This is a genomic window from Myxococcus sp. MISCRS1 (assembly GCF_026626605.1).
Lineage (GTDB): Bacteria > Myxococcota > Myxococcia > Myxococcales > Myxococcaceae > Myxococcus > Myxococcus fulvus.
This window is the reverse complement of sequence record NZ_JAPNKB010000001.1, coordinates 174,401-190,748: the sequence shown is the minus strand read 5'-3', so window position 1 is coordinate 190,748 and position 16,348 is coordinate 174,401. Positions and strand designations below refer to the sequence as shown.

Sequence of the window (16,348 nt, the reverse complement as noted above, 5' to 3'; positions counted from 1 at the left end):
GTTTTGCAGGGTGGTAGCGTCCCGAGGGTCGTTCGCTGGAGGAGTGGTGCAGAACGAGACGGTCGTCACGGTCATCTCCAAGATTTCCGACCGGCCGGTCAACCTCGACGCGGCGCTGGTCGTGATCTACGGATTGGACCTGGGTCGGAAGCACGATTTGACGCGCGAGGAGACCCTGATTGGTCGCTCGTCGAAGTCGGACATCCAGATCGACCAGGAGTCGGTGAGTCGCAACCACGCGGCCATCTCCAATACCCGGGAGGGCGTGCGGATCCGCGACGCGGGCTCCACCAACGGCACGTTCATCAACGACGAGCTGGTGGAGGGGGTTCGCGAGCTGCGCAACGGCGACCTGGTGAAGATCGGCCGCACCATCTTCAAGTACATCGCCGGCGGCAACATCGAGGCGGCGTACCACGATGAGATCTACCGGCTGACCACGATGGACGGCCTGACGCAGATCTACAACCGGCGCTATTTCGACGAGCAGCTGGACCGGGAGCTGTCCCGCAGCCGCCGGTACGAGCGCGGGCTGTCGCTGGTGTTGATCGACATCGACCACTTCAAGAAGGTGAACGACAAGTTCGGCCACCTCGCGGGGGACTCGGTGCTCAAGCAGCTGGCGTCCACGGTGCGCACGCGCATCCGCCGCGAGGACGTCTTCGCCCGCTACGGCGGTGAGGAGTTCGCCGTCCTGTTGCCCGAAGTCGCGCTGACGGGCGCGCGTCAGCTCGCGGAGAAGGTGCGCCGGCTGGTGGAGAAGCAGCGCTTCGAGTTCGACCGTCAGGCCATCCCCGTCACCATCTCCCTGGGCGTGGCGGTGCTGGAGCCTCGCCACCGCGAGCCCGGAGACCTGGTGCGCGCGGCGGACGAGAAGCTCTTCGAGGCGAAGACGACGGGCCGCAACCGCGTCGTCGGCTGAGGGCTCCGCGCGGAGGCTTCGCGCGAACCGGTGGGGTCCCCCGCTTCAGCCCGCGAAGACGGAGCGCCGCTCGCGCAGCAGGGAGTGGAGCATGCCCTGGATGGCCTCGCGGGTGCGCTCGGTGAGTCGTCCCACCTCGCCCAGGTCGTCCGCGGCCTCGGGGGGCAGCCCGTCCATGGCGATGGGCTCGCCGAAGCGGATGCTCCACTTGGCGGGCAGGGGCAGGGGACCCGGCATCAGCGGCAGGTAGGGCAGGCCGAGGAAGCTCGCGGGGATGCGGCCGAGCATCGGCGATGTCTCCTCCGCGCCGACGATGGCCACCGGGACGATGGGCGCGCCCGTGCGCAGCGCGAGCTTCACGAAGCCGCCGCGCCCGAAGCGCTTGAGGCGATAGCGCTCACCGAAGGGCTTGCTGAGGCCCTGGTAGCCCTCGGGGAAGACGACGAGGGGGCGCTGCTCGTCGAGCAGCCGCAGCGCGTTCTCCGGGCACGCGCGCACCGCGCCCAGGCGGTTGAAGAGCGTGCCCAGCATGGGCGCGTGGAAGACCTGGTCCTCCACGAGCCAGCGTGACTCGCGCAGGTCCGGCCGCTCACGACCGAGCGTGAGCGACATCACGAGGCCGTCGTAGGGCAGGGCACCCGAGTGGTTCGCCACCAGGATGACGGCGCCGCCGGGGATGTGGTCCGTCCCCTGCGCGGAGACCCGCCAGTACTGGCCGTAGAGGAACTCGAGCACCGGCTCCAGCCGTTCGACGAGGGACGGGTCCTTGCCGTACTCGTCCAGGTGCGCGCCGCCGCCCGTTCCCAGGCCCGCGCGCACCGCGTCCAGCATGCCGTTCATCGCGCCCCACGCGCGTCCCAGTCCCTCGCTGGCCAGCGCCTGTCCGGCGATCTCCCGGGCCAGGGCGAACATGCCGCTGGCGCGCTGGGCGAGGGGACGGGGGGACCCGGCGTCGTGCGCGGGCTCGGAGGAGGCGCCGTGAAAGGCGTCGTCTCGCGAGGGGGGCACCAGGGACAGCGGGCCTCGGCGACCCGGGGGGAACTCGTCGCGCGTCGTGTCTGGCATTTCCACCTCGGGCGCCTGGAAGGTGCTGTCCACCACGGGCCTGGAGATGGTCCGCTCCCAGCCGTCCTCGACCTCCTCGGGGGTCTCGTCGAGGTCCTCGAGCTCCAGCACGGCGCCGGCCATGGCCAGGTCCTCGCGCAGCTCCAGCGTGGAGACCTCTTCGTCCTCGGCCAGCTCGTCGAGGAAGCCCACCGTGGCGCGCTCCTCGAAGGAGTCGGTGAAGGGCGGCTCGGCGGAGCGGTGGACCATCACCTCGGCGACGGCGAGCTCGGCGGCGCTCTCGGCGACCTGCGCGGCGACGGTGGCGGCGAGCTCGCGCTCGTGCTCCGGCTTGCGAGTGACGGGGCTGTGGTCGAGGACCTCCTCCACGGCGGCCTCCGCCAGTCCGGTGGCCATCTCCGTGGCGAGCAGCCGGTCCGTGGCCTCCTCGCGGCCGGCGCGTCGGTCCATGGCTTCGTCCACGGCGTGCTTCGCGGTGACCTCGGCCACCTCGGCGGCCAGGGCCTCCGCGAGCGCGTGGTCCACGTTGCGCTGCTGGGGCGTCCGCTCCGCGGCGCGCTCCTCGAGCACCGCGGGGGGCCGAGACGGTGGGGCTGCTCGCGGCGTCACCGGCGCCGCGGGCTCGCGCAGCGGCTCCACCTCGTTCTCCGTCGCGGCGGGCGGGCTGCTGGCGGACGTGCCGGTACCACGCGAGGAGTGGCTGGCGGCGACCGGAGCCTGAGCGCTGGCCGCGTGAGATGGGTCGAGCGGAGGCGTCGATGTTCCACGGGAGTCGCCCGCAGCGGTGGTGGCTTCTCCACGGGGCCTGCTCGCACCCGTTGTGGCGCCCGCGTGGAGCGCGCGCTCGCTCGTATCGGAGTCGCCCTTGTTGGTTTCAGAGGGCGTGCCACGTGCTGTGGTGGTGAGGGGCCGCTTCAGGCCATCCCTTTCGCCAGCGGAGCCTCGTGAAGGCGAGCCCTGCGTGGAGGTGGACGGCGGCTTCCCCCCGGCCGGGGCGCCGCGCGCGGCCTTGTTGTTTCGCGACGTCGAGGCAGGCCTCGTGTTGGCGGGGCGCTGCTCTCCATTCGACTCACCTTTCGCGCCCTTGTTGTTCCGAGCCGCACTCCGCGCGGCCGTGCCGTTCCGGCTGTCGGCGTCGCGCGCGGAAGAAGGCGCGGACTTCTTCGCGTCCTTCGGCTGGACGCGCCCGTTCTGCTCCGAGCCCCGGGCCTCGGGACCACGGGACTTCGCCTTCCCGGATGCGGGCTTTCCACGAGCGGGCTGCTTCTTCGCATCGGCCCCGTTCTTCGAGTGGGCCTTCTGCGTCGCCGTGCCCTCGCGCTCGGAGGGCGGGCGGTCCCGCGGAGGGGTGCCGGGTTTCGTGCGCTCACCCTCGCGGGAGGCGGCTCCGCGCTGGAAAGGATCGTTCCCGAGGACACCCTTGGCCATCTCTAGCTCCTCTTGAGCGCCGCCGCGGCGTCCCTGACGTGGTGGAAGGGGATGAAGCCGAGGGCAGTCTCCGCGCGCTCGCCGTCGGCCACCCACGAGTAATGGATGTAGTCGAGAAGGGCTACGGGCAACGTGTCCGCTCCAACCACATCCAGCGCGTGGAGTGCGCCACGGAACAATGGGCCGGGCAGGGGGAGCGGCCGGGCACCCGCCTGTCGGATGAGGCCGGACAGCGGGAGTACGCCTTGGCCAACGATGTTGAACTCCCCGGACGCCTCCGCCCGCAGCGCCAGGTGCAGCGCCCGCCCCGCGTCCTCCTCGTGCAGCCCCTGCCACAGCGGGTCGAACCCCAGCAGGGTGGGAACCACGGAGGTGCGCGTCAGCAGCCGCGTGACGGGGCTCTCGAACGCGGCCCCCAGCACCGGCGCGAAGCGCAGCACGAGCACCTTCATCTCGGGGTGCCGCTCACGGAACGCGCGGACCTGTCCCTCCACCTCCACCTTGTCGGTGACGAAGCGGCTGTGCGGACAGCCCTGCAGCGGCGAGTCCTCGCGCAGGAGCGCCGGGTTGTTCCCCCGCGCTCCATAGACGGCCGTCATCGACGGCACCACCAGCCGGGGGATGCGCGCGCGGCCCGCCGCGGTCAGCACGTTCATCGTGCCGATGACCTCCAGCTCGTGCGCCAGCGAGCCGTTGCGGATGGGGCCGAACAGGAACGCCAGGTGGTAGAGCGCGTCCACGGGGCGCTCGGTCAGCGCGTCGGTGAGCTCGCTCTCGGCGTCGTGCCGCGTGAGGTCCACCCGGTGGAACTCCACCTTGGCGCCCTCGGGACGGTTCACGTCCAGCACGACGATGCTCTCCACCTCCGGATCGCGCTCGAGCCGGGGCAGCAACAGCTTCCCGTACTCGCCGCTGGCTCCCGTCACCGCGACACGCAGCCGTCCCTTGCCTGGTCGTGACTCGTCCATACGCGAGGTCTCCTGTTAGCCCAGCCGCTCTCGAATGTCAGCCTGCACGGCTCTGTCTTGCTGGACAACGTCGTCCGGGTGGCGGAGGGTGGACGATTGCCATGGCACGCATCGCCCGTCTCAGTGACGTCCTCATCAACAAGATCGCCGCCGGCGAGGTGGTGGAGCGGCCCGCGTCCGTCGTGAAGGAGCTGGTGGAGAACTCGCTCGATGCCGGGGCGAGCACCGTGCGCGTGGACCTGTCGGGTGGGGGCGTGGACCGCATCATCGTGTCCGACGATGGACACGGCATGGGCCGCCAGGACGCCACGCTCTGTCTGGACCGCCACGCCACCAGCAAGCTGCGCGAGCTGGACGACCTGTTCCACATCGACTCCATGGGGTTCCGCGGTGAGGCGGTGCCCGCCATCGCCTCCGTGTCCCGCTTCAGCCTGCACACCGCGGAGGTCGGCGCGGACGTGGGCACGCGGGTGACGCTGGAGGGTGGGGTGGACGTGGTGGTGGAGGACGCCCCGCCGCGCACCGGCACGATCATCACCGTGGAGGACCTGTTCTTCAACGTGCCCGCGCGCCGCAAGTTCCTGCGCCGGGGCGACACCGAGCTCAAGCACGCCGAGGAGGCCGTCGTCCGGCTGGCCCTGGCCAACCCGGACGTGGGCTTCTTCGCCACCCACGAGGGCAACGAGCTGTTCTCCAGCGCGGCCTGTCCCGAGGACCCGCGCGAGCGCATCGCCGCGGCCCTGGGGCCCGCCTGTCACCCGCACCTGTTCCCCGTCGAGGAGCGGCGGCTGGGCGTCAGCGTCACCGGGTACGCGGCCTCGCCCGAGTTCACCTTCCCCAACGCGCGCGGCCTCTACACCTTCGTCAACCGCCGCTTCGTGAGGGACCGCGGCCTCATCGGCACCATCCAGCGCGCGTACCAGGACTTCCTCGCCGCCGGACGCCAGCCGGTGGTGGTGCTGAACATCGACGTGGACCCCGTCGCCGTGGACGTCAACGTCCACCCGCAGAAGCTGGAGGTCCGCTTCTCCGATGCGCGCGGCGTGTACGAGGCCATCAGCGCCGCGCTCAACCGCATGCTGCGCGCGGCCCCCTGGCTGGGCACCGGCGCCGACGCCCAGGCCGCCCTGGGCAACACGCCGCGAGACGCCGCGCACTACGCGCACGCCGTGGAGCGCTTCCTCACCCGCGCGCAGGAGGCGTCGTGGGGCGGCCCGCTGCCCACCACGCTGGACGCCGCCTCGCCCGGTCCGGGCCCCGCGCCCCTGTCCGGCGCCCCCGGCCCCATGGCCGGGATTCCCGCGCCGCTGCCCTTCGCCCACACCGGCATGCGCCCGCCCGCGTTCGGCGAGGCCCAGCCCCAGCTCAACGAGGCCCCGCCGCCGGGCTACTTCGCCGCGCTCAGGCCCATGGGCATGCTGGGCGGCCGCTTCCACATCTGCGAGGGACCGGGCGGCACGCTGGTGGTCCTGGACCCGCACGCGGCGCTGGAGCGGGCCCGGCTGACGACATACCTGCGCGCGCTCGAGGACGAGAAGGGCCCTCCGGCGCCGTCGCTGTTCGGCACCACGCTGGAGTTCCCCGTCGCGGTGGCCAAGGCGCTCGTCGAGGGCCGCGAGGCGCTCTGCCGGCTGGGCGTCGACGTGGAGCCCTTCGGTGGCACCACCGTGGCGCTCAAGACGGTGCCGCCGGGACTCGAGGGCGCCGATGCGCGCTCGCTGCTGGAGGCCCTGGCGCGCGCGCTGCCGCCTCGGGGCGCCACGCTGGACGCCGTCACGCTGGCGGAGGCGGTGCGGGTGCTGGCCTGTCACGCCGCGCGCAAGGCGAACACCGTGCCGCTCACGGACGCGCAGCTGCGCGCGCTGCTGGGCGAGCTGGACCGGGCCGACTTCCATCCCCCGTGCAGCCACGGCACGGTGGTGGTGCTGGAGATGCCGCTGCTGGAGCTGGAGCGCCGCGCCCGTTGACCTGGCCGGAAAGTTGACCCGTGGGAGGTCACTGCTACGGTGGGCCACACGCCTGTAGCACCGGGCGTTCCCCGGCACGGACGTCCAGGACGAGCACCCCTCACGGCAACGCACACGGGAGCGGCCACATGCGCGGTGTCATCACCCTGCGAGACGTGGTGTCCAACCTGGGCGTGGTGCTCCGCGAGTTCGGGGCCTTGTGTGTCGTCCGCTGCGTGGTCGCGTCGCTGTGTCGTCAGCGGACGACCTTCCTGGAAATCGCCGTGCGCTGCTCCAAGCGCACCTGACCTTCGCCTCCGAGTCCGATGCTCCGTCGCCTCCTGCCGCCCCTCGTCCTGCTCTTCGCCACTCCCGCCGTCGCCCAGGACGAGGAGGAGCCCATCCCCACGTCGCTGGCGGGAGTGGGGCGCATCACCGTGCAGGGGGGCTGGCGCGTCACCTCCAACGAGACGCTCTACAAGACCTGGTACGACGTCGAGGCGAACAGGGGCCTGCCTCGGGCGCGCGAGACGGACGGTGGTCCGCTCGGCGTGGCGACCTTCGCCTACTCCATCTCCGACCTGGTGGAGCTGGGCATCGACCTCTTCTTCACCGGCTCCAAGCTGTACCTCAACAGCCCCGGCCTGGAGGGCGCCGCGCCCGTCGAGCGCAGCCTGGAGACGCTGGGCTACGGCGCGTTGGTGGGCGTGCGCTTCCAGACGGTGCTCCCGGAGATCGGCCCGTATGGCCTGGTGCCCTTCGCGGGGCTCGCCACGGGGCCGGCCATCGCCAGCTCCAAGCTGTCCGGAGAGAAGCTGGAGGACAAGACCACCCAGGCCTGGGCGGGCTCGCTGGGGGCCACCTGGCGGCTGTCCCCCCGCTGGGGCCTTTCCGCCGAGTACCGATTCATGTTCCTTCGCGGGCCCGTGGGCCCGGCGCTGAACGACCAGGACAAGCGCATCGCCTCGTTCAGCCTCGGAGGCAGCTGGATGTCCCTGGGCGTGACGTACACTTTTCCGCCCGAGCCATCCCGCTCGTTGACGGGCGGCCTGTAGCCCGAGCAGGCATGCGCCGAGCAGGTTGAACGCTTCCGGAAATGCGGTGGAACGATTGCGGTGTTCCGCTGCGGAAATTGTCGCCGTATGACCGGGAGAACTCCTTACGATGCGTGAGTCGGCCGAGATCGTTACCGGGCCCAGGAAGATGTCCATGCCAGAGCAGGCGAAGACCGAGATTGATAAGGAACTGGCGGACCTCCGCCGCGAAGTCGTCGAGGCCCGCAACCTCGTCATCAAGAGTGACAACCTGCTGAAGAACCTCCACGCGGAGGTCAAGGCGGTAGGCAAGCGTCACGAGGACTTCCAGAAGCGTCAGTGGATTTCTTCCGCGGCGGCGTATGTGCTGTTCGCCGTCATCGCGGTGGGCGCGGCGGTGATGATCACCAGCGCCCGCTCCTCCAGTGCCACGAACGAGCGCGAGCGGCTGGAGAAGATGGTGGCGGACCTGACGGGCCAGCTGGAGAAGCAGCGCGCGGACACGTCCGCGCACCAGACGGCCCAGCGGGGCGCCGCGGAGGTCTACAAGATGATGACCTCGCTGCCCGGCGACGAGCGGCTCAAGGGCATCGACGCGCTGATGAAGCTGGACACCTCCCGGCTCAGCTCGCTGGAGCGTCAGGCGCTCAACGACCGGGCCTCGTCCCTGCGTCGTGAGACGGGCGACGTCGCCTTCGAGCGCGGGAAGATCGCCTTCCGCAAGAACGAGATGGACCAGGTCGTCGCGGAGATGGAGCGCTTCCTGGCCATGAATCCCCCGAACGAGCAGGCGCTGGACGCGTCCTTCTTCCTGGGCACCGCCTACAACCAGCTGCGCAAGCACGACAAGGCCGTGCCGCTGCTGGCGCGCTTCGTCGAGGGCGACCGCACCTCCAAGACGCGCGACTACGCCATGCTGCTGCTGGCCCAGTCGTACCAGGAGGTCGGGCAGATGGAGAAGGCGCTGGAGACGGCGCGTGACGCCGCGGGCAGCTACCTCAACAGCCAGTACCAGCAGCAGTTCCGCAGCCGCATCGCCATGGTGAAGCGCGCCATGAGCGGCAACACGGAGGCCGCGGGGCCCGCCCCGGTGGCCCCCGCCGCGGCGCCCGCCCAGCAGGTGGCGAGCCCCGCCGGTCAGTAGTCCCGGCCGCACCCCCGCCCGCTCAGCCGGGTGGGGAGACCACGGAAGCGTTGCCACGCGGGGTCCACGGTCGTAAGACCTGGACCCCGTGTCCGCTCCCGACCCCCGCAAAGACCCTCGCTTCCGCCGCTACCGTGGTGCCGCGTATGGGCTCTACATCGCGCTCACCTCGCTGTTCTCGGTGTGGATCATCGTGAACGTGAGCCGCTCGGTGGCGGCCATGACGCCGGAGAAGCTGCCGCCCGCCTCCGTGGCGCTCGGCTTCCCGGAGTGTCTGGCCGGCGCCCGCGCGCTGTGGGACGAGCTGGAGCTGGGCCGCGAGAAGCTGGTGCGCGTGTCGCCCGCTCGCGACGTGGACCAGGAATGGATGCGCTTTCGCACCGAGTGGCTGACGCGGCTGCGTGAGCGCGAGTCCCAGTGTGACCTGCAGACGCGCGAGCGCGCCCCGCTGCGCACCGTGTACCGCCGGCTGGAGGCGGTGCTGGACCTCTACACCACGCACGCGGTGCAGTACGCGGACGAGGTGGGCGGCACGGTGGACTCGTTCCACGCGGCCTTCAAGGCGGCGAGCGCGAGCCCCGCGGCGAAGTCCTCGGCGCCCTGAGCGGCCTTCAGCGGATGGGCAGCAGCGCCGTGTAGCGGCCCAGCGTGTCCGTCACGGACTGGGCCAGCAGCACCGAGGTGGGACGGCCCTCCACGTTCACCACCCGGTAGAAGCGGATGGACGCGAAGGCCAGGCCCGGGGGCACGCCCGGCTCGCGAGCGAAGGACAGCGCGCGTCCGCGCAGCGTGCGCCCGCGCTGGAGGGAGAAGGTGGACACCGCCTGCTCGACGCCGTCGCTGCCGGGCACCACCGAGACGAAGCGGGCGATGCGCGGCAGGTTCTCCCCGGGCACGGCGTCCAGCCGGTACAGCGCGGGGTCCAACCGCAGCGTGTATTCGCCGTTGCCGTCCGTGATCGTCTCCGTGGCCAGGTCGGGTGGCAGCCGTCGCCCCGAGACGGTGTCCACGGGCTCCACCACCAGGCGCACGCCGGCCGCGGGCGTCGTGTCATCCGGCAGCCGCAGCAGGCCGCGCACCAGGCGTCGCTCGGCGCAGACCACGTCCGGCAGCACCGTGTCCGTGCGCGGCACCACCGCGTTGGTGATGGTGAGCCCGGAGGCGGCGCCGGGCGGCGGCACCACCACCAGCTCCAGGGGCGCCTCGGCGGGGCTGGGCAGTGAGCGCAGCTCGAAGCGGCCCTCCGGGTCCGTGGTGGCCAGGGGGCTCGCGAAGGTGCCGCCTCCGCTCACGCGCCCCTGGAGCGACACGGTGGCGGAGGCGACGGGGCGGCCATCCAGCGCCACCACGCGGCCCGTCACGCGCACCGGCGCGCCGAAGTCTCCCAGCTCCAGCTCCACCGGAGCCGTGAGGTCCACGGGGAAGGTCTGCTGGGGGATGAGCGCGTCGTCGTGCAGCGCCGTCACCCGGAGGAGCACGGTGCTGGCGCTGGCGGCCTCCGGGGCCAGCGCCAGCGAGAAGGCCCCGGTGGAGGCCGTCACCGGGATGCGCTGGGACAGCGGACGCAGCTGGGCGTCCAGGGCCTCCACCGCGAGCCCCGCGGGGACGGGGGCGCCATCATGGAGCGCCACCTGGCCCTGCACCCGCACGACGGCGTTGGAGGCGGGCAGCAGCCACTGCATCGCGAGCGTCTCGCCCGGGGACACGGTGCCGGTGTTCGTCACGGGCGGCACGTCCGGGTCCTCGGCCAGCAGCGTCACCGCGTACTGGCCGCTGGCGACGGGGAGCGTCCACTGCCCGTTGTCGGGCACGAGCAACGCCTGGTGGTAGCGGGCCACGCCCGGGATGAGGGCGCTGGTGCCGACGGCGCGCACGAAGAGCGGATCCGAATAGGGGCGGGTGGCGCTGCTCGACGGCGTGGGCGGCGTCACCGTGGCGCGCGTCACCGTGGCGCGCGTCACCAGGCCCCGCACGGACGCCTCGCCGAAGAGCTGCAGGTTCTGCTCGGCGCGCAGGCGCCCCACCGGGAAGTCCTGGGCGTACAGGCCCAGCGCCGGGTTGGGCGTCACCTCCACCACGATGTCCTGGCCCGGGTCTCCGCAGCCGTCGACGAAGCAGGTCTCGTTGGCGGAGCAGTCCGCGTCGGAGGTGCAGACGAGGAGCGAGTCCGCCGGGGGCTCGTCCAACAGGGCGCAGCGGGTGTTGCCGGACAGCAGCACCAGCGCGGCCAGGAGCCGGGCGGGAGCGCGGGTCATCGGCAGTCTCCCTGCACCGTGTTCACCACCCAGGTGTAGCTGATGACGAAGCCCGGGTCGATGATGGTGCCGCCGTCGGGCAGGTTCACCACGCGCGACTCGGGCTGCCGGTCCGTCAGCTCCGCGTCGCTCACCAGGGCCTCCACCAGGTGCTGGCCCGGCGCGCTCAGCTCCGAGTTCGCGGAGGCCAGGTTGATGCGCAGCGTGCCCCGGTCCGGCCGGCGCGCCTCGCCGTTGTTGGTGAGGGCGATCTCCCGGTAGGGCCCGCGCGGGTCCTGCGGGTTGTAGTCGATGAACCAGTGCACCTTGATGCGGTCATCGACGTCCGGGTCCTCCACGGCGACCTCGAACGTCAGCTCGCACCGCGTGGCGCCGAAGTCCCGGATGATGCGCTCCTCGGGCAGCACCAGCGACTCGATGATGCGCGGCGAGCGGTTCATGAACCGGGGCACGTCGTCGAGCAGGGTGTCGTCCTGGGGCAACAGACAGCCGACGAGCAGCAGGCCCAGGGCCGAGGCCAGGACACACATCGCCCGTCCCTGGCCGGGTGGCCTGTCCCTGGGGGCTCGCGCCGTCGTCGAATCCATCCGCGGTGTGTCGGGCGCCGCCGTCAGAGCAGCTCCTCGCCCTCCTCGGGGGGCAGCGGCCGGCCGGTCTTCTCCGCCTCCAGCTTCTCCAGGTGCCGGAAGATGGTGCGAGGGTCCACGCCCAGGTCCTTGGCCGTCTTGGTCCGGTTGCCGTTGTTTCGCGCCAGCACTTCGTTGATGTAACGCTTCTGGAACTCTTCCTTGGCCTGGAGCAGCGGCATGATGGGGTCCAGGTTCTCCGGCTTGAGGTCCAGGTCGTCCGGGCCCAGCAGCGGCTTGTCGGACAGCACGACGGCCTTCTTGATGCGGTTCTCCAGCTCCCGGATGTTGCCCGGCCAGCCGTACTTCTTCATGGCCACCGCGGCGGACGGGGTGAAGCCCTTGGCCCGGGAGCTGAACTCACGCGAGTACTTCTGGAGGAAGAACCGGCCCAGCACCACCACGTCCTCGCCGCGCTCGCGCAGCGGGGGCAGCTTCAGCGTGACGACGTTGAGGCGGTAGTAGAGGTCCTCGCGGAAGGTGTTCCGCTTCACCTCGTCCTCGAGGATTTTATTGGTCGCGGCGACGACGCGGATGTCCACCGGCTCGCCCCGGTTGTCGCCGACCTTGTAGACGATCTTCTCCTGGAGCGCGCGCAAGAGCTTCACCTGGAGCTGCAGCGGCATCTCGCCAATCTCGTCCAGGAAGAGCGTGCCGCCGATGGCCGCCTGGAACTTGCCCGCCTTGGTGGCCACCGCGCCGGTGAAGGCGCCCTTCACGTGGCCGAACAGCTCGCTCTCCAGGAGGTTCTCCGGGATGGCGCCGCAGTTGATGGTGATGAACGGGCCCTTCAGGCGCGGCGAGCGGCGGTGGATCTCCCGGGCGATGAGCTCCTTGCCCGTGCCCGTCTCGCCGGTGATGAGCACGGAGATGTCCGTGGGCGCGATCTTGTCGATGCGCTTGTAGACGTCGCGCATGCCCTGACAGGCGCCCACGATGTCGCCGTAGCGCTGGTCCTCCAGCTTGCGGCGCAGCTCCGTGTTGTCCAGCTTGAGGTCGTTGACCAGCATCGCGTTCTGCAGGACGAGCGACGCCTGCGCCGCGAAGATGGTGAGCATGTCCGCGCTCTTGGGCTCGAACCGGTTCACCAGCCGGTCGTTGCCCACGTAGATGACGCCGAACAGGTCGCCCTTGTGCATCAGCGGAACGCACATGACCGAGTGCACGCGCAGGTTGACCACGGACTCGCTGGCCTTGAACTCGGGGGCGTCCACCGCGTCCGCGACGATGAGGGGCCGCTGCTCCTTGACCACCTTGGCGATGATGGAGTCGGACAGCTTCTCCACCGCGTCCTCGATGTTCTCGCGCGCCACGTTGCGCGCCACCTTCACGCGCGGGTCTCCGCTCTCCATCAGGATGAGGAAGCCCTTGTCGGCGCGCGTCACCTCGATGGCCTCGTCCATCAGGCTCTCGAGGATGCGCTCCACGTCGTAGAGCGCCAGCAGCCGCTCGCTGAAGGCGGTGAGCCGGCGCAGCATGGCCAGCTCGCGGCCGGGTACCCCGGGCAGCTCCGTGGTGTGTGAGTCCGACGTGTCCCTGGTCGCCGGCGCCTCGCGCTGCGCCGGGGCGAGCGTGGAGGGCGGGGGCGCGCGCGGGGCGTCCTCGCGGGAGAACTTCAGCTCCGTGTTGCCCACGCGCAGCACGTCGCCGGTGGCGAGCGCGTGGGTGTCGCGCTTCTTGCCGTTGACCTGCACGGTGGCGCCCAGGGTGCCCACCTCGTAGCGCGTGCCGTCGAAGGTGACGTGCAGGGCGCTGTCGGGGACACCGGGGTCGTCGAGCGCGATGTCGTTGTCCGCGCTGCGGCCGATGCTGGTGATGCGCTTGTGCAGGGCGATCTCGCGGACCTTGCCATCAGGACTGCGGACGGTGAGGCTGGCCATAGGGCTTCACATACCTGGAGGTTGAGGGGCTCAGAAGGTGAGGGACAGGGCGACGCCGCCGCCGCCGGAGGTGGGGTACACGCCCACGCGCGCGGTGGTGCGCGGCGGGGTGGCGCGGGGAGTCAGGACCTCGGTGCGCGGCGTGGTTCGCGCCGGAGGCTCGCGCGTCTCCACGGTGGTGCGCACCACCTGGTCCTCATGGTGGTACAGCGCGTCCACCACGCCCAGGGCGTAGATGGTGTAGAAGCCCGCGGCCGAGGCCAGCTTGAGCAACTGCCAGGTGTCTCGCTGGCGCTCGCGGCTGGTGGGGATGAAGCGGATGGTGATGGAGGCCTTGCCGTCGTCATCGAGCACGTTGTCCAGCTCGAGCGTGCGCTCCTCGAAGAGCGACTCGTAGGCGAAGTAGGAGATGACGCTCGTCACCGCGAGCACACCCTCGGTGGCGGCGAAGACGATGCCCAGGCTGTTGCGGCCCTGCTGGAACTGGCCCGCGCCGAAGGGGACGAAGTTGACCAGGAAGTTGCGCTTCTCCACGGTGCGCACGTTGACCTGGCTGGCCAGCTCCTCGGCGCGGCGGCGCAGCACCTCCGCCTCCACGCGCTCGCGCTCGCGGCGCTCGGTCTCCGCCTTCTCGCGCTCCTGGCGCAGCCGGCGCTCCTGACGCAGGAACTCCAGCTCGTTGGTCATGTCGTCCTTGATGCCCTCCAGGAAGGCCACCGCGGGGGGCGGGACGACGAACGGGTCCAGGCTGAAGTCGGGGTCCAACCGGAGCAGGGCGCGCAGGTGGCGCGAGGCCTCCTCGGTGCGGCCCAGGTTGAACGCGGCCAGGCCCGCCAGCTTGTGCAGCTCCACCAGCTCGTCCTCGCCCAGCCCGCCCCGGTCGATGCGCGCGCCGGCGCGGTCCAGGACCTCGGCGTACTTGCCGTACTCGAAGCTGGCGCGCAGGGCCGTCACCTCCGGGTCCCCGGTGTCCTCCTGCGCGAGCGAGGCGGCTGGCGTCCACAGCACGAGCCAGAGCGAGATGAGCGCGAGCCCACGGTTCATTCGGGGGACAGGCTCCCGGCCACGAGCGTCGGCTCTCCCGGGCGCAGCTGCACCACGCGGCGCTCCGTCTTGTAGCCGGGGTGGGAGATCTCCACCGCGACGGTGTGGAGGAAGCCCGCGGGGCCGCGCGGCGCGCGAATCTCGAACGGGTGCTGGACGCTGTCGCGCGCGGTGCGCACCTGGTCGCCCACGCGCACGGTGGCCTCGGCGGGCGTGTACTCGAGCGAGAGCGGTGACGGCTTGGGCTGGGCCCCCAGGTGGAAGCGGTTCTCGCCGTCGGACTGGACCTCGATGTCCTCCTTCACGTCCAGGCAGTAGTCGCAGGAGATGGTGACGGTGTGGCGCCCCGGGGACAGCTCCACGTCGTGCTTCGACAGGGCCTGGGCGCTCGGCGCGCCGTCGCCCACGCGGATGACCCCGAAGGGCCGCACGAGGATGGTGGCGAAGACCTTCTTCGACCCCGGCTGCCGTCCGGCGACGCGCTCCTCACCAGGGCCTCCCGCCGCGCGCGCATCGTCCGCGGCGCGAGGTGTGCTGCCCACCGCGCGCGGACCGCCCGTGCGCGGGGAGGGCCCGCCCGGGACCAGGGACAGCGCGTCGGCGCGGGGGCCCGGCGCCTCGGTGGGCGAGTTCTTCGACGCCATGCCGCGCGAGCCCTCGCTCCGGGGCGACGGCGTGCGTGTGCCTGGACCCTCGGGGGCTCGCGGCAGCGCGCCGGGGGCCACGCCGGTGCCCGTGGGCGCGGCGGGCCCAGCCCCGGTCGGGTCGGTGGAGGAGGGCGCCGTCGCCTCGGGGCCGCTCGGCTCGCGGCCTCCGGACGTCATGGACGGGGGCGTGGAGGGCGTGCTCGCCTCGGGCGGATGGAACGCGGCGTCGGCGGGCGCGTGGTACAGCTTGTAGCCGCCGAGGCTCACGGCCGTGAGGGACGCGAGCCCCACCGCGAGCCGGATGCCGCGCCGTCGCCACTTCCGCGCGCGCTGCGCCCGCTGGATGCCCTTGAGCAGCCCCAGCGCCCGCGCGTTCTGCGCGTCCAGCGCCAGCACCTGGTTGAGGCAGCCGAGCGCGCGCGGCGTGCGCTTCTCCGCGAGCAGTCGCTCACCGCGCTCCAGCAGCGACGCGACGATGCGCTGGCGCGCGAGCTTCCGGTACGACGGCGGGTCGGCGAAGAACGACACCAGCTCCTCGCCCACGCGGGCGAAGCCCAGGCCCGCCAGGTAGTCCGCGAGCGCGTCGCGCAGCTTGCCGGCGTCAGGGTAGCGCTGGTTCGGGTCCCTCTGGAGACAGCGCGCGCAGATGTCCGCCAGCTCATCCGACAGACACGGGACGCGGCGGCGCGGGTCCTCGTAGTCGCCGTCGAGGATGCGCTTGAGCGTGGCCGTGGTGTTGGGCGCGGAGAAGGGCAGCCGGCCCGTCATGGCCGCGTAGAACATGATGCCCACGCTGAAGACGTCCGCCTCGGGGCCGGCCTCCAGGCCCTCGATGATCTCGGGGGACATGTGCGCGGGCGAGCCCACGAGCGTGCCCGTCACCGTCATCCGCTCCTCGATGTCGAGCAGCCGCGCGATGCCGAAGTCCATGAGCTTGAGGATGCCGTCCTCGCGCACCATGACGTTCTCGGGCTTCAGGTCGCGATGGATGACGCCCGCCTCATGCGCATGCGCGAGCGCCGCGGCCAGCTCGTGGATGACCATGGCCGCCAGCTCCGGCGGATCCATGGGCCCCTCGTCGAGCACCGTCTTGAGCGTCTGGCCGCGGATGTACTCGGTGACGATGAACGCGTCCTGCGCGTCCGCGGCGGAGAAGTCGAACACCTCGAGGATGTTGGGGTGGTGCAGCTTGGCCACCGCGCGGGCCTCGCGCGCGAGCCTCCGCCGCGACTCGTCCTTGCCCGCCAGGTGGGGGTGCAGCACCTTCACGGCCACTTCACGGTCCAGGGCGGTGTCGAGCCCCTTGTACACGACGCTCATGCCCCCCGAGCCGAGCTGCTCGAGGATGCGATAGCGACCGATATGGCGGCCGACGAGCGTCATGACGTG

13 protein-coding genes are annotated in these 16,348 nt (G+C 71.5%); 6 read left to right on the top strand and 7 right to left on the bottom strand.

Features of this window, described 5'->3' with window-relative positions:
• The first annotated feature begins 46 nt into the window (after nt 1-46).
• Complete coding sequence (locus tag OWM54_RS00605; RefSeq protein ID WP_046717966.1) at nt 47-922, top strand: GGDEF domain-containing protein; 876 nt, start codon at nt 47-49, stop codon at nt 920-922.
• A gap of 45 nt (nt 923-967) precedes the next feature.
• Here the strand turns inward: OWM54_RS00605 and OWM54_RS00600 are convergent, their stop codons facing one another.
• Both OWM54_RS00600 and OWM54_RS00595 read right to left on the bottom strand, forming a co-directional pair.
• Nucleotides 968-2,626, bottom strand: a complete 1,659-nt coding sequence (locus OWM54_RS00600) for a lysophospholipid acyltransferase family protein (RefSeq protein WP_223749909.1) — start codon at nt 2,624-2,626, stop codon at nt 968-970.
• 791 nt (nt 2,627-3,417) lie between these two features.
• Nucleotides 3,418-4,383, bottom strand: coding sequence for an SDR family oxidoreductase (locus OWM54_RS00595; protein WP_223749908.1), 966 nt, complete (start codon nt 4,381-4,383; stop codon nt 3,418-3,420).
• A 101-nt stretch (nt 4,384-4,484) separates the two neighbouring features.
• Between OWM54_RS00595 and mutL the strand changes: the two genes are divergently transcribed.
• The 5 genes from mutL to OWM54_RS00570 all read left to right on the top strand — a co-directional run bounded on the left by mutL (nt 4,485) and on the right by OWM54_RS00570 (nt 9,111).
• Nucleotides 4,485-6,350, top strand: coding sequence for a DNA mismatch repair endonuclease MutL (gene mutL / locus OWM54_RS00590; RefSeq protein ID WP_223749907.1), 1,866 nt, complete (start codon nt 4,485-4,487; stop codon nt 6,348-6,350).
• Nucleotides 6,351-6,478: 128 nt separating this feature from the next.
• The gene (locus tag OWM54_RS00585) at nt 6,479-6,637 is read left to right on the top strand and encodes a hypothetical protein (RefSeq protein WP_170300476.1); all 159 of its coding nucleotides are present in this window, start codon (nt 6,479-6,481) and stop codon (nt 6,635-6,637) included.
• Nucleotides 6,638-6,655: 18 nt separating this feature from the next.
• Entirely contained in the window at nt 6,656-7,384 is a 729-nt protein-coding gene (locus tag OWM54_RS00580) for an outer membrane protein (protein WP_223749906.1), read from the top strand.
• Nucleotides 7,385-7,538: 154 nt separating this feature from the next.
• Entirely contained in the window at nt 7,539-8,507 is a 969-nt protein-coding gene (locus tag OWM54_RS00575) for a tetratricopeptide repeat protein (protein ID WP_370640404.1), read from the top strand.
• Between the two features lie 88 nt (nt 8,508-8,595).
• A complete protein-coding gene (locus tag OWM54_RS00570) occupies nt 8,596-9,111 on the top strand; it encodes a hypothetical protein (protein ID WP_267696321.1) in 516 nt (171 codons plus the stop codon).
• A gap of 7 nt (nt 9,112-9,118) precedes the next feature.
• Here the strand turns inward: OWM54_RS00570 and OWM54_RS00565 are convergent, their stop codons facing one another.
• The 5 genes from OWM54_RS00565 to OWM54_RS00545 all read right to left on the bottom strand — a co-directional run bounded on the left by OWM54_RS00565 (nt 9,119) and on the right by OWM54_RS00545 (nt 16,342).
• A complete protein-coding gene (locus OWM54_RS00565) occupies nt 9,119-10,762 on the bottom strand; it encodes a carboxypeptidase-like regulatory domain-containing protein (protein WP_267696320.1) in 1,644 nt (547 codons plus the stop codon).
• On the bottom strand, nt 10,759-11,292 hold the full coding sequence (locus OWM54_RS00560) for a hypothetical protein (protein ID WP_141331004.1): 534 nt from the start codon (nt 11,290-11,292) through the stop codon (nt 10,759-10,761). The genes OWM54_RS00565 and OWM54_RS00560 overlap by 4 nt, the downstream gene beginning before the upstream one ends.
• 80 nt (nt 11,293-11,372) lie before the next feature.
• Nucleotides 11,373-13,268: a sigma 54-interacting transcriptional regulator gene (locus tag OWM54_RS00555; protein WP_141330990.1), complete on the bottom strand. Its 1,896-nt coding sequence runs from the start codon at nt 13,266-13,268 to the stop codon at nt 11,373-11,375.
• 30 nt (nt 13,269-13,298) lie between these two features.
• Nucleotides 13,299-14,312: a tetratricopeptide repeat protein gene (locus tag OWM54_RS00550; protein ID WP_223784450.1), complete on the bottom strand. Its 1,014-nt coding sequence runs from the start codon at nt 14,310-14,312 to the stop codon at nt 13,299-13,301.
• Nucleotides 14,309-16,342: a serine/threonine-protein kinase gene (locus OWM54_RS00545; RefSeq protein ID WP_267696319.1), complete on the bottom strand. Its 2,034-nt coding sequence runs from the start codon at nt 16,340-16,342 to the stop codon at nt 14,309-14,311. Before OWM54_RS00545 ends, OWM54_RS00550 begins: the two co-directional genes overlap by 4 nt.
• Nucleotides 16,343-16,348: the final 6 nt, after the last annotated feature.

Bases quoted from the DNA above. Each gene is read 5' to 3' on its own strand.
- OWM54_RS00595 (WP_223749908.1), bottom strand. From the start codon at position 4,383: ATGGACGAGTCACGACCAGGCAAGGGACGGCTGCGTGTCGCGGTGACG.
- mutL (WP_223749907.1), top strand. From the start codon at position 4,485: ATGGCACGCATCGCCCGTCTCAGTGACGTCCTCATCAACAAGATCGCC.
- OWM54_RS00585 (WP_170300476.1), top strand. From the start codon at position 6,479: ATGCGCGGTGTCATCACCCTGCGAGACGTGGTGTCCAACCTGGGCGTG.
- OWM54_RS00580 (WP_223749906.1), top strand. From the start codon at position 6,656: ATGCTCCGTCGCCTCCTGCCGCCCCTCGTCCTGCTCTTCGCCACTCCC.
- OWM54_RS00575 (WP_370640404.1), top strand. From the start codon at position 7,539: ATGCCAGAGCAGGCGAAGACCGAGATTGATAAGGAACTGGCGGACCTC.
- OWM54_RS00565 (WP_267696320.1), bottom strand. From the start codon at position 10,762: ATGACCCGCGCTCCCGCCCGGCTCCTGGCCGCGCTGGTGCTGCTGTCC.
- OWM54_RS00560 (WP_141331004.1), bottom strand. From the start codon at position 11,292: ATGTGTGTCCTGGCCTCGGCCCTGGGCCTGCTGCTCGTCGGCTGTCTG.
- OWM54_RS00555 (WP_141330990.1), bottom strand. From the start codon at position 13,268: ATGGCCAGCCTCACCGTCCGCAGTCCTGATGGCAAGGTCCGCGAGATC.
- OWM54_RS00550 (WP_223784450.1), bottom strand. From the start codon at position 14,312: ATGAACCGTGGGCTCGCGCTCATCTCGCTCTGGCTCGTGCTGTGGACG.
- OWM54_RS00545 (WP_267696319.1), bottom strand. From the start codon at position 16,342: ATGACGCTCGTCGGCCGCCATATCGGTCGCTATCGCATCCTCGAGCAG.